At 39.2% G+C, this 15,006-nt stretch carries 13 protein-coding genes; 12 read left to right on the top strand and 1 reads right to left on the bottom strand.

Features of this window, described 5'->3' with window-relative positions:
- Window positions 1-2 precede the first annotated feature (2 nt).
- Complete coding sequence (gene putP, locus CEY16_RS04090) at window positions 3-1,508, top strand: sodium/proline symporter PutP (RefSeq protein WP_101330687.1); 1,506 nt, start codon at window positions 3-5, stop codon at window positions 1,506-1,508.
- 85 nt (window positions 1,509-1,593) lie between these two features.
- Window positions 1,594-2,547, top strand: coding sequence for an agmatinase family protein (locus CEY16_RS04085; RefSeq protein WP_101330686.1), 954 nt, complete (start codon window positions 1,594-1,596; stop codon window positions 2,545-2,547).
- 24 nt (window positions 2,548-2,571) lie between these two features.
- Here CEY16_RS04085 and CEY16_RS04080 read toward each other — a convergent pair whose 3' ends face one another.
- Window positions 2,572-2,832, bottom strand: coding sequence for a DUF2627 domain-containing protein (locus CEY16_RS04080; protein ID WP_101330685.1), 261 nt, complete (start codon window positions 2,830-2,832; stop codon window positions 2,572-2,574).
- A gap of 136 nt (window positions 2,833-2,968) precedes the next feature.
- Between CEY16_RS04080 and CEY16_RS04075 the strand changes: the two genes are divergently transcribed.
- The 10 genes from CEY16_RS04075 to CEY16_RS04030 all read left to right on the top strand — a co-directional run bounded on the left by CEY16_RS04075 (window position 2,969) and on the right by CEY16_RS04030 (window position 14,936).
- The gene (locus tag CEY16_RS04075) at window positions 2,969-5,032 is read left to right on the top strand and encodes a sigma 54-interacting transcriptional regulator (RefSeq protein ID WP_101330684.1); all 2,064 of its coding nucleotides are present in this window, start codon (window positions 2,969-2,971) and stop codon (window positions 5,030-5,032) included.
- 25 nt (window positions 5,033-5,057) lie between these two features.
- The gene (locus CEY16_RS04070; protein ID WP_101330683.1) at window positions 5,058-5,957 is read left to right on the top strand and encodes a bifunctional enoyl-CoA hydratase/phosphate acetyltransferase; all 900 of its coding nucleotides are present in this window, start codon (window positions 5,058-5,060) and stop codon (window positions 5,955-5,957) included.
- A gap of 21 nt (window positions 5,958-5,978) precedes the next feature.
- Window positions 5,979-7,073: a Leu/Phe/Val dehydrogenase gene (locus CEY16_RS04065; RefSeq protein WP_101330682.1), complete on the top strand. Its 1,095-nt coding sequence runs from the start codon at window positions 5,979-5,981 to the stop codon at window positions 7,071-7,073.
- 19 nt (window positions 7,074-7,092) lie between these two features.
- Window positions 7,093-8,175 carry a butyrate kinase gene (gene buk / locus CEY16_RS04060; protein WP_101330681.1) on the top strand — a complete coding sequence of 361 codons (1,083 nt, stop codon included), beginning with the start codon at window positions 7,093-7,095 and terminating at the stop codon, window positions 8,173-8,175.
- Between the two features lie 19 nt (window positions 8,176-8,194).
- Window positions 8,195-9,616: a dihydrolipoyl dehydrogenase gene (gene lpdA / locus CEY16_RS04055; protein ID WP_101330680.1), complete on the top strand. Its 1,422-nt coding sequence runs from the start codon at window positions 8,195-8,197 to the stop codon at window positions 9,614-9,616.
- 27 nt (window positions 9,617-9,643) lie between these two features.
- Complete coding sequence (locus CEY16_RS04050) at window positions 9,644-10,648, top strand: thiamine pyrophosphate-dependent dehydrogenase E1 component subunit alpha (RefSeq protein WP_101330679.1); 1,005 nt, start codon at window positions 9,644-9,646, stop codon at window positions 10,646-10,648.
- Between the two features lies 1 nt (window position 10,649).
- The gene (locus CEY16_RS04045) at window positions 10,650-11,633 is read left to right on the top strand and encodes an alpha-ketoacid dehydrogenase subunit beta (RefSeq protein ID WP_101330678.1); all 984 of its coding nucleotides are present in this window, start codon (window positions 10,650-10,652) and stop codon (window positions 11,631-11,633) included.
- A 21-nt stretch (window positions 11,634-11,654) separates the two neighbouring features.
- Window positions 11,655-12,941 (top strand): dihydrolipoamide acetyltransferase family protein, encoded by a 1,287-nt coding sequence (locus CEY16_RS04040; protein WP_101330677.1) that lies wholly within the window; start codon window positions 11,655-11,657, stop codon window positions 12,939-12,941.
- Window positions 12,942-13,471: 530 nt separating this feature from the next.
- The gene (locus CEY16_RS04035; protein ID WP_101330676.1) at window positions 13,472-13,903 is read left to right on the top strand and encodes a BrxA/BrxB family bacilliredoxin; all 432 of its coding nucleotides are present in this window, start codon (window positions 13,472-13,474) and stop codon (window positions 13,901-13,903) included.
- Window positions 13,904-13,982: 79 nt separating this feature from the next.
- Window positions 13,983-14,936, top strand: coding sequence for an aromatic acid exporter family protein (locus CEY16_RS04030; protein WP_101330675.1), 954 nt, complete (start codon window positions 13,983-13,985; stop codon window positions 14,934-14,936).
- Window positions 14,937-15,006 lie beyond the last annotated feature (70 nt).

Below are 15,006 nucleotides of genomic sequence, written 5' to 3'. Positions count from 1 at the left end.
AAATGAACCCTACGTATATAACATTTATATTATACTTAGTTGTATTACTTGTAATCGGTATCATAACTTATAGGATGACGAATACCTTATCTGACTATGTTCTAGGTGGCCGTAAATTGAATAGCTGGGTAGCTGCATTTTCAGCTCAAGCCAGTGACTTCAGTGGGTGGCTATTATTAGGATTGCCAGGTGCTGCTTATGCTGCAGGTATGGGTCAGTGGAGTTTATGGATTGCTATCGGTCTAGCTGTCGGTGCAATGTTCAACTGGCAATACGTTGCGAGAAGACTAAGAGTCTATACTCAGTTTTCAAATGACTCGATCACTCTGCCTGAATTTTTCGAGAATCGCTTTCGTGATCGCTCCAGTACACTCAGGGTGATTTCAGCGCTATTCATATTGGCATTTTTCTTATTTTACACATCCTCAGGTTTAGTGGCAGGTGCCAAACTCTTTAACGGTACATTTGGTATTGATTATCATAACGCACTTTTACTTGGTGCAGTTGTAATCGTAGGTTACACCTTCTTGGGTGGTTTCTTAGCGGTTAGTTGGACAGACTTCATCCAAGGTTTCTTAATGTTCTTAGCATTAGCTGTTACAGCTATATGGGGTATTATGGAAACCGGAGGCTTCGGAGAATTATTTGCTCAGCTAGGTGCAGTAAGCTCAAGCTTGAATGACGGTTTTGCAGCAACAGGATATGATGCTGAAGCTGGAATCAGTAATGCTTGGACGTCTGCAGGCGCAATTGGTGCTGTAGGAATCATTTCAGCTCTGGCATGGGGCTTGGGTTATTTCGGACAACCTCATATTCTAGCTCGTTTCATGGCTATCCGTGATAAGAAGGAAGTTCGTAAAGCACGCCTAATCGCAATAACAATGGGTGTGGTCATTCCTTTATATGGTGCTTTGATTGTTGGTATGTTAGGGATTGTTACAATTGAGCAACCGTTAGCGGATCCGGAGCAGGTCTTTATAGAACTTGTTCAAATGACTTATAACCCATGGGTTGCAGGTTTCTTATTAGCGGCAGTTCTAGCTGCGATAATGAGTACAGTCGATTCCCAATTACTTGTTTCTTCAAGTGCGCTTTCTGAAGACTTTTACCGAAAGTTCTTACGTAAAAAAGCTTCTGATAAAGAACTGGTTTGGGTTGGGCGTTTTGCTGTATTATTAATCGCAGTTATTGCAGTAATGATCGCTTGGAATGAAAATAGCTCAGTACTTGATCTTGTATCTTACGCTTGGGCAGGATTTGGTGCTACGTTCGGACCAGCTATCCTGTTCTCACTATTCTGGAGAAAAACAACACGTAATGGTGTACTAGCTGGTATTATTATAGGTGGTGTAACGATATTTGCTTGGCCTTACACTGGTTTTACAATTTATGAAATGGTTCCAGGCTTTATCTTTTCTTCAATTGCGATTATTTTATTCAGTATGATTGGAAGCAAACCATCTGAAGAAGTCGTTGCTGAATACGACAAAGTTGTAAGTAACCATTAAAAATTATAAAATTAAATAAGCAATACAATAAAAGGTTTGGGGTACTCCCAAACCTTTTGTTGAGTAAACACAGGAGGAATGAATGATGTCAGGAGATTATATTTACGGAAATACTCCATGTTTTCTTGGAGGATCCAAAGTTGCATTTGATGATGATAAAATTAATCAGCAAGACGTACTGATTTATGGTGTTCCATGGGAAGGAGCTGTTACCTGGGGAGATTATACAGGTGCTGAATTCGGACCTAAAGTCATTCGTTTAAGCTCAGGTCGTTATAGTGGTTTTTTGCCAGAACTTGATGGGATAGATGTCTTTGAACATTATAAATTAGGCGACCTTGGGGATGTGGATGTTGTCCCAGCCAATGTTGAAGAGACGATGAGAAGAATCGAATCTTTTTCCGGTAAGGTTTGGGATACAGGTAAATTCCCTGTAGCATTTGGTGGAGACCATGGAATTACGTACCCAATTGTGAAAGCGCTTAGTGAGAAAGTGGATGGGAAAGTAGGTATCATACATCTTGATGCGCATTATGATAATATGCCGCATCATGAGGGTGACCTTTACGCTCGTTCGACGCCATTTGCTCGTTTATATGAATCAGAACATGTGAGAAACGAAAGTATTGTCCACATGGGCATTCATGGACCTAGAAACAAACCTGAATCAGGAAGATTTGCTAAAGAAGCTGGTGCACCAACAATCACAGCTCGGGAAATTAGACAAGCTGATAGCCTTCAAGCTATGGCTGATAAAGCTTATGACATGGCTAGTGAAGGTACGGAGGCTGTTTATTTATCGATTTGTAGTGATGTGCTGGACTTCGCATTTAATCCTGCTGGGCCAGTTGATGGTAATGGACTCACATCGTATGAATTACTTGAACTTGTACATGCTTTTACGAAAAAAGGTATTCGAGGGATGGACCTTGTTGAGATCTATCCAATTCAAGATCCTAATGACTTTTCGTCCCACTTAGCTTCGACAATTATTCTTTATGCACTTGCAGGGAACATTTTTAACGAAGGCAAAGAGTAAAATAAAAACCTGACAGATCAGATATTAATCTTTTCTGTCAGGTTTTCTTATTGGTTCTTTACGATTATTTTTCGTACGTTGTCGCTTTTGGTCGCGATGATAAATGAATCCGGCAATAAAGCCGATACCTATAACGATGAAAGCTAACCCCGCAAATAACTGAACTAGCACATTAAGAAAAACTGGTGCTACCTCTCCAAAAAAAGCATCTCTAATCAGCTTAATGCCATATGCAGCAAGGAAACCTGGTAATACAAGTAGTAATAATGCTATGAAACGTGCCATCTCTAAAATCCCCTTTATTTACCTTAAAAAAGTATATCAAACTTTAACGAAATGAGAAATAGAAATAACTTGCAATCGTTAAGCGCTTTCATTATGATAGAAGTGTGCAAATAATTGCAAGGTGTTGATCTAATATATGCAAAATGTGTTGATTGTAGGCGCTGGTAAAGGTGGTTCTGCAATTCTTAACCTTTTCAAACAAGTTGATATGTTACATGTGCAAGGTGTTGCAGATATCGATGAATCTGCACCAGGAATTCAGTTAGCACAAAACCAAAACATTGATACATATACTTCCTATCGGGAAGCATTGAATGAATTTTATGACATTATTGTGGAGACCACTGGAGATGAAAATGTATTTCGTGACTTACTACAAATCAAGTCGAGTCGAACTGTTTTAATTCCTGGGACTGTTGCTCATGTCATGTTTCAATTATTGGATGAAAAAGAAAAATTGTTGAATCAGATTCAAACAGAGAGAAATACAAGGGAATTGATCCTTCATTCAATCCACGATGGCATGATCGTAATTGATAATGATCATAAAGTTACTTTTATTAATGAGGCTGCAGCAAACATCATTCAAACAACAGAAGAAAAAGCTCTTCATACTGATGTAGAAGACCTTATCCCAGACTCAAAACTTCCTCAAACTTTAAAAACTAAAGTTAAAGAAATAAACCAAGAACTGAGTTTAACAAACGGAAAGAAAATAATTACAACACGAATACCGCTGATTGCAGATAGTGGTGATTTGATAGGCGCATTTGCCGTTTTCAAAGATATAACTGAAGTTGAAGCTTTAGCTGAAGAAATAACAGATTTAAAAAACGTACAAACGATGCTCCAAGCGATCATCCAATCTAGTGAAGAAGCTATTTCAGTAGTGGATGAACGTGGTGTAGGGATGATGATCAATCCAGCTTACACAAAGATTACTGGCCTATCTGAAAAAGACGTTATCGGTCAACCTGCAACTGCAGATATATCTGAAGGCGAAAGTATGCATATGAAAGTGCTTAAAACTAGACGAGCTGTACGAGGCGCAAGAATGAAGGTTGGACCTAATAATCGAGATGTACTCGTCAATGTTGCGCCCGTAATAGTTGATGGAAGACTAAAAGGTAGTGTAGGGGTCATACACGATTTGTCCGAGATAGAAACACTTTCTACGGAACTTAAAAAAGCTAGGCAAATCATCAGGAATCTCGAGGCAAAATATACCTTTGATGATATCGTCGCTGTTTCTCAAGACATGAAGCTGGCACTGGAGCAAGCAAAAGTTGGTGCAAGAACACCAGCGAATGTTCTTTTGCGTGGTGAATCAGGTACTGGTAAAGAATTGATTGCACATGCCATTCACAATGAGAGTGAGAGAAAGCATAACAAGTTCATCAGAGTGAATTGTGCAACTATTGAAGAGTCAAACTTAGAGAAAATGTTGCTAGGCGATGAGCATGGGGCTCCAGATCAGCGCAAAGGATACTTTGAACAGGCTAACCAAGGAAGTATTTTTCTTGATGAAATTGGTGATTTATCGCCTCACATGCAAGCAAAAATATTGAGAATATTGGAGAATGGGCATGTCGTACGAATGGGTGGTAGTGACCCTGTTGAAGTCAACGTCAGAATAATTGCAGCTACAAATGTAAATTTAGAACGTGCCATAATGACAGGCGAATTCAGAGAAGATCTTTTCTACCGTCTGAACCGTTTACCGATCCACATTCCTCCATTAAGAGAACGCATGGACGACCTTGAACCACTAGTAAATCATTTGATCATACAATTGAACGATAGTTACGGTCGGAATGTTCGCAGGATTTCACCTGAGGCTTTAAACAGGCTTAAACAATATAATTATCCTGGAAATGTAAGAGAGCTTGAGAACATTCTTGCTCGTTCACTGATCAGTATGAGCGGACAAGAAAATATAATTTCAGAAAATCATTTGCCGATGCTCCGTAAAAATTCTCTATACGATCTAGAATTGATGAATGATTCAGAAGAAAACGAAGTCATTCCTTTACAAGAAGCTATGGAAGATTTTGAGAAGCAAATGATCTTGGAAATGTTGGAAAAAAATAATTTCATCAAATCAAAAACTGCAAAACAACTAAATATTTCTATACGCAATCTATATTATAAGATGGAAAAGTACAACCTAGGAAAAGATCGTGAGGAACACGATAAATAGTAAATGACAACATGAAGGTGAGAAAATGAGTTTAGATAAACTAGTTAATGAATTAAGCCATATGGAAGAAAAGAAAACTGTGGCTGTAGCCGAAGCTACGAATGAAGAAACTTTGAAAGCAGTCAAAGATGGAATTATCATGAACTTAGCTAACTTCAAACTTTTCGGAAATATGGAAGACATCAGGAAAACTGCTTCAGATATTGATTTGGATCTAGATGATAGTAGAATTACACTCCACCATGCAACATCATTACAACATGCAGTAGAAAAAGCAGTTGCTTCTGTATCTGAAGAACGTTCAGATGTACTAATGAAAGGGGATGTTGCAACAAAGATATTGCTCAAAGCAGTTTTGAAAGAAGGTTCAGGTTTGCGAAATGGAAGAATTCTTTCACACGTAGCAATGTTTGAGATCCCTGGTAGAGATAAACTGCTATTTTTAACAGACGCAGGTATGAATATTTCACCTGGATTAGAAGAGAAAGTACAAATCATCCAAAATGCGGTTGATGTAACCAACCGATTAGGAATTGAGGAACCAAAAGTTGCTCCATTAGCAGCAGTCGAAATAGTCAATCCAGCTATGCAGGCTTCAGTGGATGCAGCAGTGTTATCTCAAATGCAAAAACGTGGTCAAATAACTAATTGTTTAGTGGATGGTCCTCTAGCATTTGATAATGCGATCTCTTTAGATTCAAAAAAACATAAAAAAATTCAATCTGATGTCGCTGGGGACGCAGATATATTAGTCTGCCCATACATCGAGGTAGGAAACACATTATATAAGGCTTTCACCTACTTCGCTGATGCGAAGGTCGCCGGGATTATCAGCGGTGCAAAAGCTCCAATTGTTTTGACCTCTCGGGCCGATACGGCAGAGAGTAAAATATATTCATTAGCATTCGCTTTATTAACATCATAAATTTTTAGGAGGAATACAGATATGGAATTATTTAAGTACTTAGAGGAATTCGATTATGAACAGGTGGTATTTTGCCAAGACAAAAATTCAGGATTAAAAGCGATTATAGCGATCCATGACACGACGTTAGGTCCAGCACTTGGTGGAACACGTATGTGGACATATGATTCGGAAGAGGATGCTGTGATTGATGCACTACGTCTTGCAAAAGGTATGACTTATAAAAATGCTGCAGCTGGCTTGAATCTTGGTGGTGGTAAAACGGTAATCATCGGAGATCCTAAGACAGATAAAAACCCTGAAATGTTCCGTGCTTTCGGTCGTTATATCCAAGGTCTTGCCGGCCGTTACATTACTGCGGAAGATGTAGGTACTACTGTTGGAGATATGGATTTAATTTATATGGAAACTGACTTTGTTACAGGAATTTCACCTGAGTTTGGTTCTTCCGGAAACCCTTCACCAGCGACGGCATATGGTTGCTACTTAGGAATGAAAGCAGCAGCAAAAGAAGCATTCGGCACAGATTCAATGGAAGGTAAAACTGTCGCAGTGCAAGGTGTAGGAAATGTAGCATATGGAATGTGTAAGCATCTCCATGAGGAAGGAGCTAAGTTGATTGTGACAGATATCAACGAAGAGTCTGTTGAGCGAGCTGTCAATGATTTTGGTGCTCAAGCAGTCGGAATCGATGAAATTTATTCTGTAGATTGTGATATCTATGCACCGTGTGCATTAGGAGCAACGATCAACGATGATACGATACCACAATTAAAAGCAAAAGTGATCGCAGGTTCTGCAAACAATCAATTGGCTGAAGACCGTCATGGTGAGAAGCTTCACGAATTAGGTATTGTTTATGCTCCAGATTACGTGATCAACTCAGGTGGGGTTATCAACGTAGCGGACGAGTTGAATGGATATAATAAAGAACGTGCGTATAAGCAAGTTGAAACAATCTATGATAGCTTAACGAAAATTTTCGCAATATCTAAGCGCGATGACATACCTACACATAAAGCGGCTGATCGTATGGCTGAAGAGAGAATCCAAAGTGTCAGTCAAACAAGAAGTACTTTCTTACAAAAAGAACACAACATTCTTTCCAGAAGATAAATGAAAGTAGGTGTTAGCTATGTCAACTACATTTCGAATACTAGTGATCAACCCTGGGTCTACTTCAACGAAAATAGCTGTTTTTGAAAACGACCAAGTGCTTTTTGAGCAAACAATCAGACATAGCACAGAGGACCTTCAACCTTATTCAAATATAATTGATCAATATTCTTTCAGAAAACAAGTAATTCTTGATTTATTAGATCACGAAGGATTCAGCCTATCGAAGCTGGATGCGGTATGTGGTAGAGGGGGCCTTCTTCGTCCAATTGAAGGAGGAACCTACCATGTGAATAAGCAAATGTTAGAGGATTTAAAGAGCGGTTATAACGGAGAACACGCGTCTAACCTAGGGGGCATTATAGCCAACGAAATAGGTGAGTCTTTAAATATCCCTTCTTACATTGTGGATCCGGTAGTAGTCGATGAAATGGACGAACTAGCAAGGGTATCAGGTTTACCGCAATTGCCAAGGAAGAGCATCTTTCATGCATTGAATCAAAAAGCGATAGCACGAAAAGTGGCTCAAGAATTAGGCAAGAGCTATGAACAAGTCAACTTAATTGTATGCCATATGGGCGGCGGAATTACTGTCGGCTGTCATAAAAAAGGTCGTGTGGTTGATGTGAATAACGGTCTAAACGGAGAAGGACCATTCTCTCCAGAAAGAGCTGGTACTCTGCCTGCTGGACAGTTAGTCGACCTTTGTTTTTCTGGTGAATACTCTAAAGAAGAGATTGCTAAATTATTGGTAGGGCAAGGTGGACTTGTTGCTCACCTTTCAACCAATGATGCCCTAGAAGTTGAAAAACGAATTGTCCAAAATGATTCAGAAGCTAAAAAGATATACGATGTGATGGGTTACCAGATAGGAAAAGAGATTGGATCAGCTAGCGCCGTTTTTGCTGGTGAAGTGGATGCCATTGTCTTAACTGGTGGTCTTGCTTATGGAAAAGATTTTGTAGAGAACATATCCGAACGAGTAAAATGGATTGCTGATATACATGTGCATCCAGGAGAAAATGAATTACAAGCTTTAGCTGAGGGCACGTTACGTGTTCTTAGAAAAGAAGAACAATCAAAGGATTACCCATCATTATAAGGTGAAAGGAGTGGGGTAGATGGCTGAAGAGTTTGATCTTGCCATATTAGGTGGTGGTACAGGAGGCTATGTAGCAGCAATCCGTGCCAGCCAACTTGGGTTAAGTGTTGCTATCATTGAAAAAGGTGATTTAGGAGGGACATGTTTGCATAGAGGATGCATCCCTTCTAAAGCTTTGTTGCGCAGTGCAGAAGTTCTTAGACAAACAAAAGAAGCGGAATCATTCGGTGTTGAAACAGAAAACCCTACGCTTAATTTTTTCAAGGTACAAGAAAGAAAGCAATCCATTATCGATCAGTTACATAATGGAGTCAAAGGTCTTATGAAAAAAGGAAAAATCGCCGTTTTTGAAGGCCACGGAAGAATTCTTGGTCCAAGTATTTTCTCGCCTAGTGCTGGTACTATTTCAGTCGAACAATCGAATGGCGAAGATAATATCATGATCATCCCTAAAAACGTTATCGTAGCTACTGGTTCTACGCCTCGGTCTCTTCCAGGTTTAGAGCTAGACGGTGAATTGGTTATGTCCTCAGATCACGCATTGAATATGGAGTCACTTCCTTCTTCAATTATTGTTGTCGGCGGAGGAGTCATCGGTATCGAGTGGGCATCCATGCTCGTTGATTTCGGTGTGGATGTTACGGTCGTAGAATATATGGACCGAATTCTCCCTACTGAAGACAATGACGTTTCAAAAGAAGTAGAGAAATTATTGAGTAAACGTGGAGTAAATATTGTAAAAAGTGCAAAAGTACTTCCAGATACATTGAAAAAAGAAGGAAAAATAGAAATTGATGCAGAAATAGACGGAGACACCCAAACTTTCACAGCAGATAGAATGTTGGTATCTGTTGGAAGAGCTCCAGTCGTGGATAATATTGGGCTGGAAAACACCGATATTATGGTAGATAAAGGTGCTATCCAAGTTAATAAATACTATCAAACAAAAGAATCACACATTTATGCCATTGGAGATGTAATTGGTGGTATGCAACTTGCACACGTCGCTTCCCATGAAGGAATTACAGCAGTAGAACATATTGCTGATCAAGAAGTGCATCCAATCAATTATGATCACATTCCATCGTGTATTTATTCTCACCCTGAAGCGGCAAGTGTTGGACTGACTGAAGCACAAGCAAAAGAAAAAGGTTTTGAAGTCAAGGTAGGTAAGTTCCCATTCAAAGCTGTCGGTAAAGCACTAGTGCACGGGGAATCAGACGGATTTGTAAAAATCATTGCTGATAAGAATACTGAAGATTTATTAGGAGTTCATATGGTAGGACCACATGTCACCGATATGATATCAGAGGCAGGTTTAGCAAAAGTTCTAGATGCAACTCCATGGGAAATAGCTGAATCCATCCATCCTCACCCGACTTTATCTGAAGTTATCGGAGAAGCAGCATTAGCAGTTGATGGTAAACAAATACATGGTTAATCTTTAAATATTGAAGGAGGTATTATGATGGCTAAAAATCGCCACGAAGAACTTGGTTTAACTGATGAGCAGGCATTTGATATGTATCGCACAATGCTACTTGCTCGTAAAATTGATGAGAGAATGTGGCTATTGAATCGTGCAGGTAAAATTCCTTTTGTTATTTCATGTCAAGGACAGGAAGCTGCACAAGTAGGAGCTTCTTACGCTTTAGACCGTGAACAAGATTATACGGCACCTTATTACAGAGATATGGGTGTAGTACTAGCTTTCGGCATGACTACTAGAGAGTTGTTTTTATCAGGTTTCGCCAAAGCTGAAGACCCGAACTCTGGTGGACGTCAGATGCCAGGACACTTCGGCCAGAAGAAGAATCGCATTTTGACTGGATCATCTCCAGTAACAACTCAGCTGCCACACGCAGTAGGGGTAGCTTTATCTGCGAAGATGGAGAAAAAAGATATCTGTTCTTTCGTTACTTTAGGTGAAGGTTCTTCTAACCAAGGAGATTTCCACGAGGGACTTAACTTTGCTGGTGTTCATAAACTTCCAGTTATCACAATGGTTGAAAATAATAAATACGCAATCTCAGTTCCTTTAGAGAAACAACTTGCATGTGAAAGTGTTGCAGACCGTGCGATCGGATACGGAATGCCTGGAATAACTGTTAATGGTAATGATCCTCTAGAGGTTTTCAAAGTTGTAAAAGAAGCTAGAGAGCGTGCAAAAAATGGTGAAGGTCCTACATTAATTGAAGCTATAACATACCGTTTGACTGCGCACTCCAGTGATGATGATGACTCTTTGTATCGTGAAAAATCAGAAGTGGAAGAAGCGCGTAAAAAAGATGGAATTCAGTTCTTCGCTCAATACTTGAAAGATTCGGGTGTAATGACGGAGGAACAAGAAGAGAAACTAATCAAAGAATTAGATGATGAAATTAATGAAGCTACTGATTATGCTGAGAACGCAGCATATGCAGAGGCAGAAGATGCACTGAAGTATGTATACGCAGAAGAAGGAGGGGAATAACATGCCAGTAAAATCTTACATTCAAGCAGTCACTCAAGCATTACAAGAAGAAATGGAACGTGACGAGAAAGTATTTGTTTTGGGTGAAGACGTTGGTAAAAAAGGTGGCGTGTTCCGTGCTACTGACGGATTATATGACAAGTTCGGTGAAGAGCGTGTGCTCGATACCCCTCTTGCTGAGTCTGCTATTGCAGGTGTAGGAATCGGAGCTGCAATGTATGGCATGAGACCTGTTGCTGAAATGCAGTTCGCTGATTTTATCATGCCAGCTGTGAACCAAATCATCTCTGAAGCTTCTCGAATCCGCTATCGTTCCAACAATGATTGGAGCTGCCCGATTACCATTCGTGCACCATATGGTGGAGGAGTTCACGGTGCGCTTTATCACTCTCAATCAGTTGAAGCAGTGTTCGCCAATCAACCTGGCCTGAAAATTGTCATGCCTTCAACACCATATGATGTAAAAGGTTTACTTAAAGCAGCAATTCGTGATGAAGATCCAGTATTGTTCTTCGAGCATAAGAGAGCTTATCGTCTGATCAAAGGTGAAGTACCTGACGATGATTATACTCTACCAATTGGAAAAGCAGACGTTAAAAAGGAAGGTGATGACATTACTGTTATCACTTACGGTCTTGGCGTCCACTTTGCACTCCAAGCTGCAGAAAAGTTAGAAGAAGACGGCATAACTGCACATATCTTGGATTTACGTACAGTATACCCTCTTGATCAAGAGGCAATTATTGAAGCTGCTAAAAAGACTGGTAAAGTACTTTTAGTAACTGAAGATAATAAAGAGGGAAGCATTATTGGCGAAGTAGCAGCAATCATTGCAGAGAACTGCTTATTTGATTTGGACGCACCAGTACAGAGATTAGCTGGACCAGATGTACCATCAATGCCTTATGCACCTACAATGGAAAAATATTTCATGATCAATCCAGAAAAAGTAGAAAATGCTATGCGTGAACTCGCAGAATTTTAATCGAAAAGGAGGTTGAAATGAATGGCAGTAGAAAAGATTAATATGCCCCAACTTGGTGAGAGTGTAACAGAAGGTACGATCAGTTCTTGGTTAGTTGGCGTGGGAGATCAAGTAAACAAATACGATCCAATTGCAGAAGTAATGACAGATAAAGTAAACGCTGAAGTTCCTTCTTCATTCACCGGAACTATCAAAGAACTTGTCGCTAATGAAGGTGACACCATCGCAGTAGGGGAATTAATTTGTTATATAGAGACTGAGGGTGGAGGAGAATCAACTTCGGAAGAGGCAGCATCTTCAAAAGAAAAAGATACAAGTGAAAACGAATCGAATGAACAGGCTGATCAGGGCGATCAATCTATGAAGAAACGTTATTCTCCAGCTGTTTTGAGAATGGCTCAAGATAATGACATAGACTTGAATCAAGTCAATGGTTCAGGTAAAGGTGGACGAATCACTCGAAAAGATCTAGAGAAGATTATTTCTTCAGGTGATATCCCGAAAGCAGGCGAGCAAACTCAATCTTCTGAACAACCTCAGAAGACGCAATCTGCTCCTGCACCATCAGCTCCTGAAGCACCTAAAGGCCCGATGCCTGAAGCTCAACCAGGTGATGTTGAAATTCCTGTTACAGGCGTACGAAAAGCAATTGCCCAGAACATGGTCAAATCAACAACTGAAATTCCACACGCATGGATGGCTATTGAAGTTGACGTGACAAATTTAGTTTCATACAGAAATGAAATGAAAAGTGAATTCAAACAAAAAGAAGGGTATTCATTAACTTTCTTCGCTTTCTTCGTAAAAGCGGTTGCTCAAGCTTTGAAAGAATTCCCTGAAATCAACAGCACATGGGCTGGCGATAAGATTATTCAAAAGAAAGACATTAACTTATCCATTGCAGTTGCTAGTGAGAACCAACTATTTGTTCCAGTAATCAAGAATGCTGACGATAAGAGCATCAAAGGCATTGCAAAAGATATCGTGGAATTAGCGAATAAAGCTAGAAATGGCAAATTGACTAATGACGATATGCAAGGCGGAACATTTACTGTTAATAACACTGGCTCATTTGGATCTGTTCAGTCAATGGGTGTAATCAACCATCCACAAGCTGCGATTCTACAAGTAGAATCGATTGTCAAACGACCAGTTTATATCGATGGAATGTTCGCAGCGAGAGATATGGTTAACCTTTGCCTATCCTTAGATCACAGAATCTTAGATGGCCTTGTTTGTGGAAACTTCTTAGCAAGAGTGAAAGAAATTCTAGAAAACATTTCTAAAGACAATACGTCGATTTATTAAGTAATTAAGCTGGTAGACAAATGTCTACCAGCTTTTTTGAAAGAGAAAAATTTAATCCATAGTAAATAGGCCATTTGAGTAAAAAAAAGCTATTTATCCCTTGTGATTGGAAATAAAAAGGCGTTTATCCATAGTTATTATCGATTTATCCGCAGTTATTGATTGCACCATTACTCAAATGAAAGAAGGGAGAAAATAGTTCGTAAAAGTTACGCTTAGTTTATTCTGATCACTTACAAGGAATTAATTGCGTCATTATCTTTCTAATTTTCAATGAAAAAGCAAGATAAACCTACATTTATGGGAAATAATAGGGTGAATTACGTCATTATCTTTTATAATTGCGTCATTAATATTAAGTGTCGGCTACTGCGCTTTTTGAAATGAATCAAATCATTGATAAACCATTATTTTATCGAACCTCAAATTACTTAATAAAAATGAAAGCCTAGAGTATCAAGTATTTGAAAGATAGCGATATTCTTGATAGGATTATGATGGTAATACTAAATATAAAGGGGCCATGAACAATGGATTTTAATATTTATATGCAAGACTTTGTGGAACAAGCTCGTAATGAAATTGCGGAGGCAGGTTACCAGCAATTAACCACACCAGAAGAAGTTGATCAAGCATTAACCAGAGAAGGAACTACACTAGTGATGGTGAACTCGATTTGTGGTTGTGCAGGGGGCGTAGCTCGACCGGCTGCTGCAAATGCAATACATTATGATCGTCGTCCTGACCACTTAGTGACAGTTTTTGCTGGACAAGATCGTGAAGCTACAGAACGTGCACGCGAATATTTCGTAGGATACCCACCATCTTCTCCGTCATTTGCATTAATGAAAGATGGTAAAATTGTAACGATGGTTGAAAGACATGAAGTTGAAAGCTCTACACCAGTAGAAGTTGTTCAGCAACTACAAGGTCTATTTGACGAACATTGCGAAGAGCTATAAAATTGATTAATGAATCTAAAAAGGTGGTTTAATACCACCTTTTTTCTATGAGAAAAGAACTTTTGAAAGAGGAAACCAAATGTTTAAAATCGGACCTAGAACTATAAAAACTGCTATAGGAGCTCCTATTTCTATTTTCATTGCTCAACTATTGCAACTTGATCAGTTTATTTCTGCTGCGATTTTGACTATCTTATGTATTCAAGTAACGAGACGCCGATCAATTTTGAGTGCTTGGTATCGCTTCTATGCCAGCTTAATCGCTATAATAGTATCAGGATTGGTATTTGAGTTCGTTGGGTACTTTCCATTGGCGGTCGGTTTGGTATTGCTATTGTTCATACCTATAACTGTCCAATTGAAAATTACTGAAGGAGTTATAACTAGTTCTGTAATTATTCTTCATATATATGGAGCGGAAGCTATGAGTGCTTCATTGGTTCTTAATGAAATTCTCTTATTGACTATCGGACTGGGAGTAGCGTTACTTCTGAACCTATATATGCCTAGCTTGGATTCGGACCTTGAGAAAATCCAAAGCGACATTGAAGAGAATTTTTCTGCTGTTTTAAGAGAAATAGCCCGCTACTTAAAAACCGGCGATTATAACTGGAGTGGGGAAGAGATCACTACCACTGCTCAGCTAATTGATCGTGCTAATGACTTAGCTTCAAGAGATGTAGAGAATCACTTATTACGGAACCACCATCCTTTTTATCATTATTTCCATATGAGACAAAAACAATTTGAAATTCTAGAAAGAATGCTACCGTTAATAAGTAGAATTAATGCCTCTAAGGAAGAGTATTTATACATTGGGAAGTTATTCGAACATTTAGCTGATCACGTTCATCCTGGAAATACAGCGATCAAGTACTTGGAAGAGCTCCGAGGAATACGCGAAAAATTCAACCATGAGGAACTGCCTAAGACTCAGCAAGAATTTGAAGAACGAGCAAATCTTTACTTGCTTTTGAATGAGATCGAGCAGTACTTGATTCTAAAACGTTCATACAAAAAAAGCGATATATAACAAAAGAGGAGTCCGTTTATGGACTCCTCTTTTCATTTAATTGTTATCTCCATTATGATTATAGTTTCTT

Source organism: Halalkalibacillus sediminis, assembly GCF_002844535.1.
GTDB classification, from domain to species: domain Bacteria; phylum Bacillota; class Bacilli; order Bacillales; family Alkalibacillaceae; genus Halalkalibacillus_A; species Halalkalibacillus_A sediminis.
This window is presented reverse-complemented; position numbering and strand designations above follow the sequence as displayed.

Coding starts and splice junctions, on each gene's coding strand:
- CEY16_RS04065 (WP_101330682.1), top strand. CDS start 5,979: ATGGAATTATTTAAGTACTTAGAGGAATTCGATTATGAACAGGTGGTA.
- CEY16_RS04070 (WP_101330683.1), top strand. CDS start 5,058: ATGAGTTTAGATAAACTAGTTAATGAATTAAGCCATATGGAAGAAAAG.
- lpdA (WP_101330680.1), top strand. CDS start 8,195: ATGGCTGAAGAGTTTGATCTTGCCATATTAGGTGGTGGTACAGGAGGC.
- putP (WP_101330687.1), top strand. CDS start 3: ATGAACCCTACGTATATAACATTTATATTATACTTAGTTGTATTACTT.
- CEY16_RS04030 (WP_101330675.1), top strand. CDS start 13,983: ATGTTTAAAATCGGACCTAGAACTATAAAAACTGCTATAGGAGCTCCT.
- buk (WP_101330681.1), top strand. CDS start 7,093: ATGTCAACTACATTTCGAATACTAGTGATCAACCCTGGGTCTACTTCA.
- CEY16_RS04045 (WP_101330678.1), top strand. CDS start 10,650: ATGCCAGTAAAATCTTACATTCAAGCAGTCACTCAAGCATTACAAGAA.
- CEY16_RS04075 (WP_101330684.1), top strand. CDS start 2,969: ATGCAAAATGTGTTGATTGTAGGCGCTGGTAAAGGTGGTTCTGCAATT.
- CEY16_RS04050 (WP_101330679.1), top strand. CDS start 9,644: ATGGCTAAAAATCGCCACGAAGAACTTGGTTTAACTGATGAGCAGGCA.
- CEY16_RS04040 (WP_101330677.1), top strand. CDS start 11,655: ATGGCAGTAGAAAAGATTAATATGCCCCAACTTGGTGAGAGTGTAACA.
- CEY16_RS04080 (WP_101330685.1), bottom strand. CDS start 2,832: ATGGCACGTTTCATAGCATTATTACTACTTGTATTACCAGGTTTCCTT.
- CEY16_RS04035 (WP_101330676.1), top strand. CDS start 13,472: ATGGATTTTAATATTTATATGCAAGACTTTGTGGAACAAGCTCGTAAT.
- CEY16_RS04085 (WP_101330686.1), top strand. CDS start 1,594: ATGTCAGGAGATTATATTTACGGAAATACTCCATGTTTTCTTGGAGGA.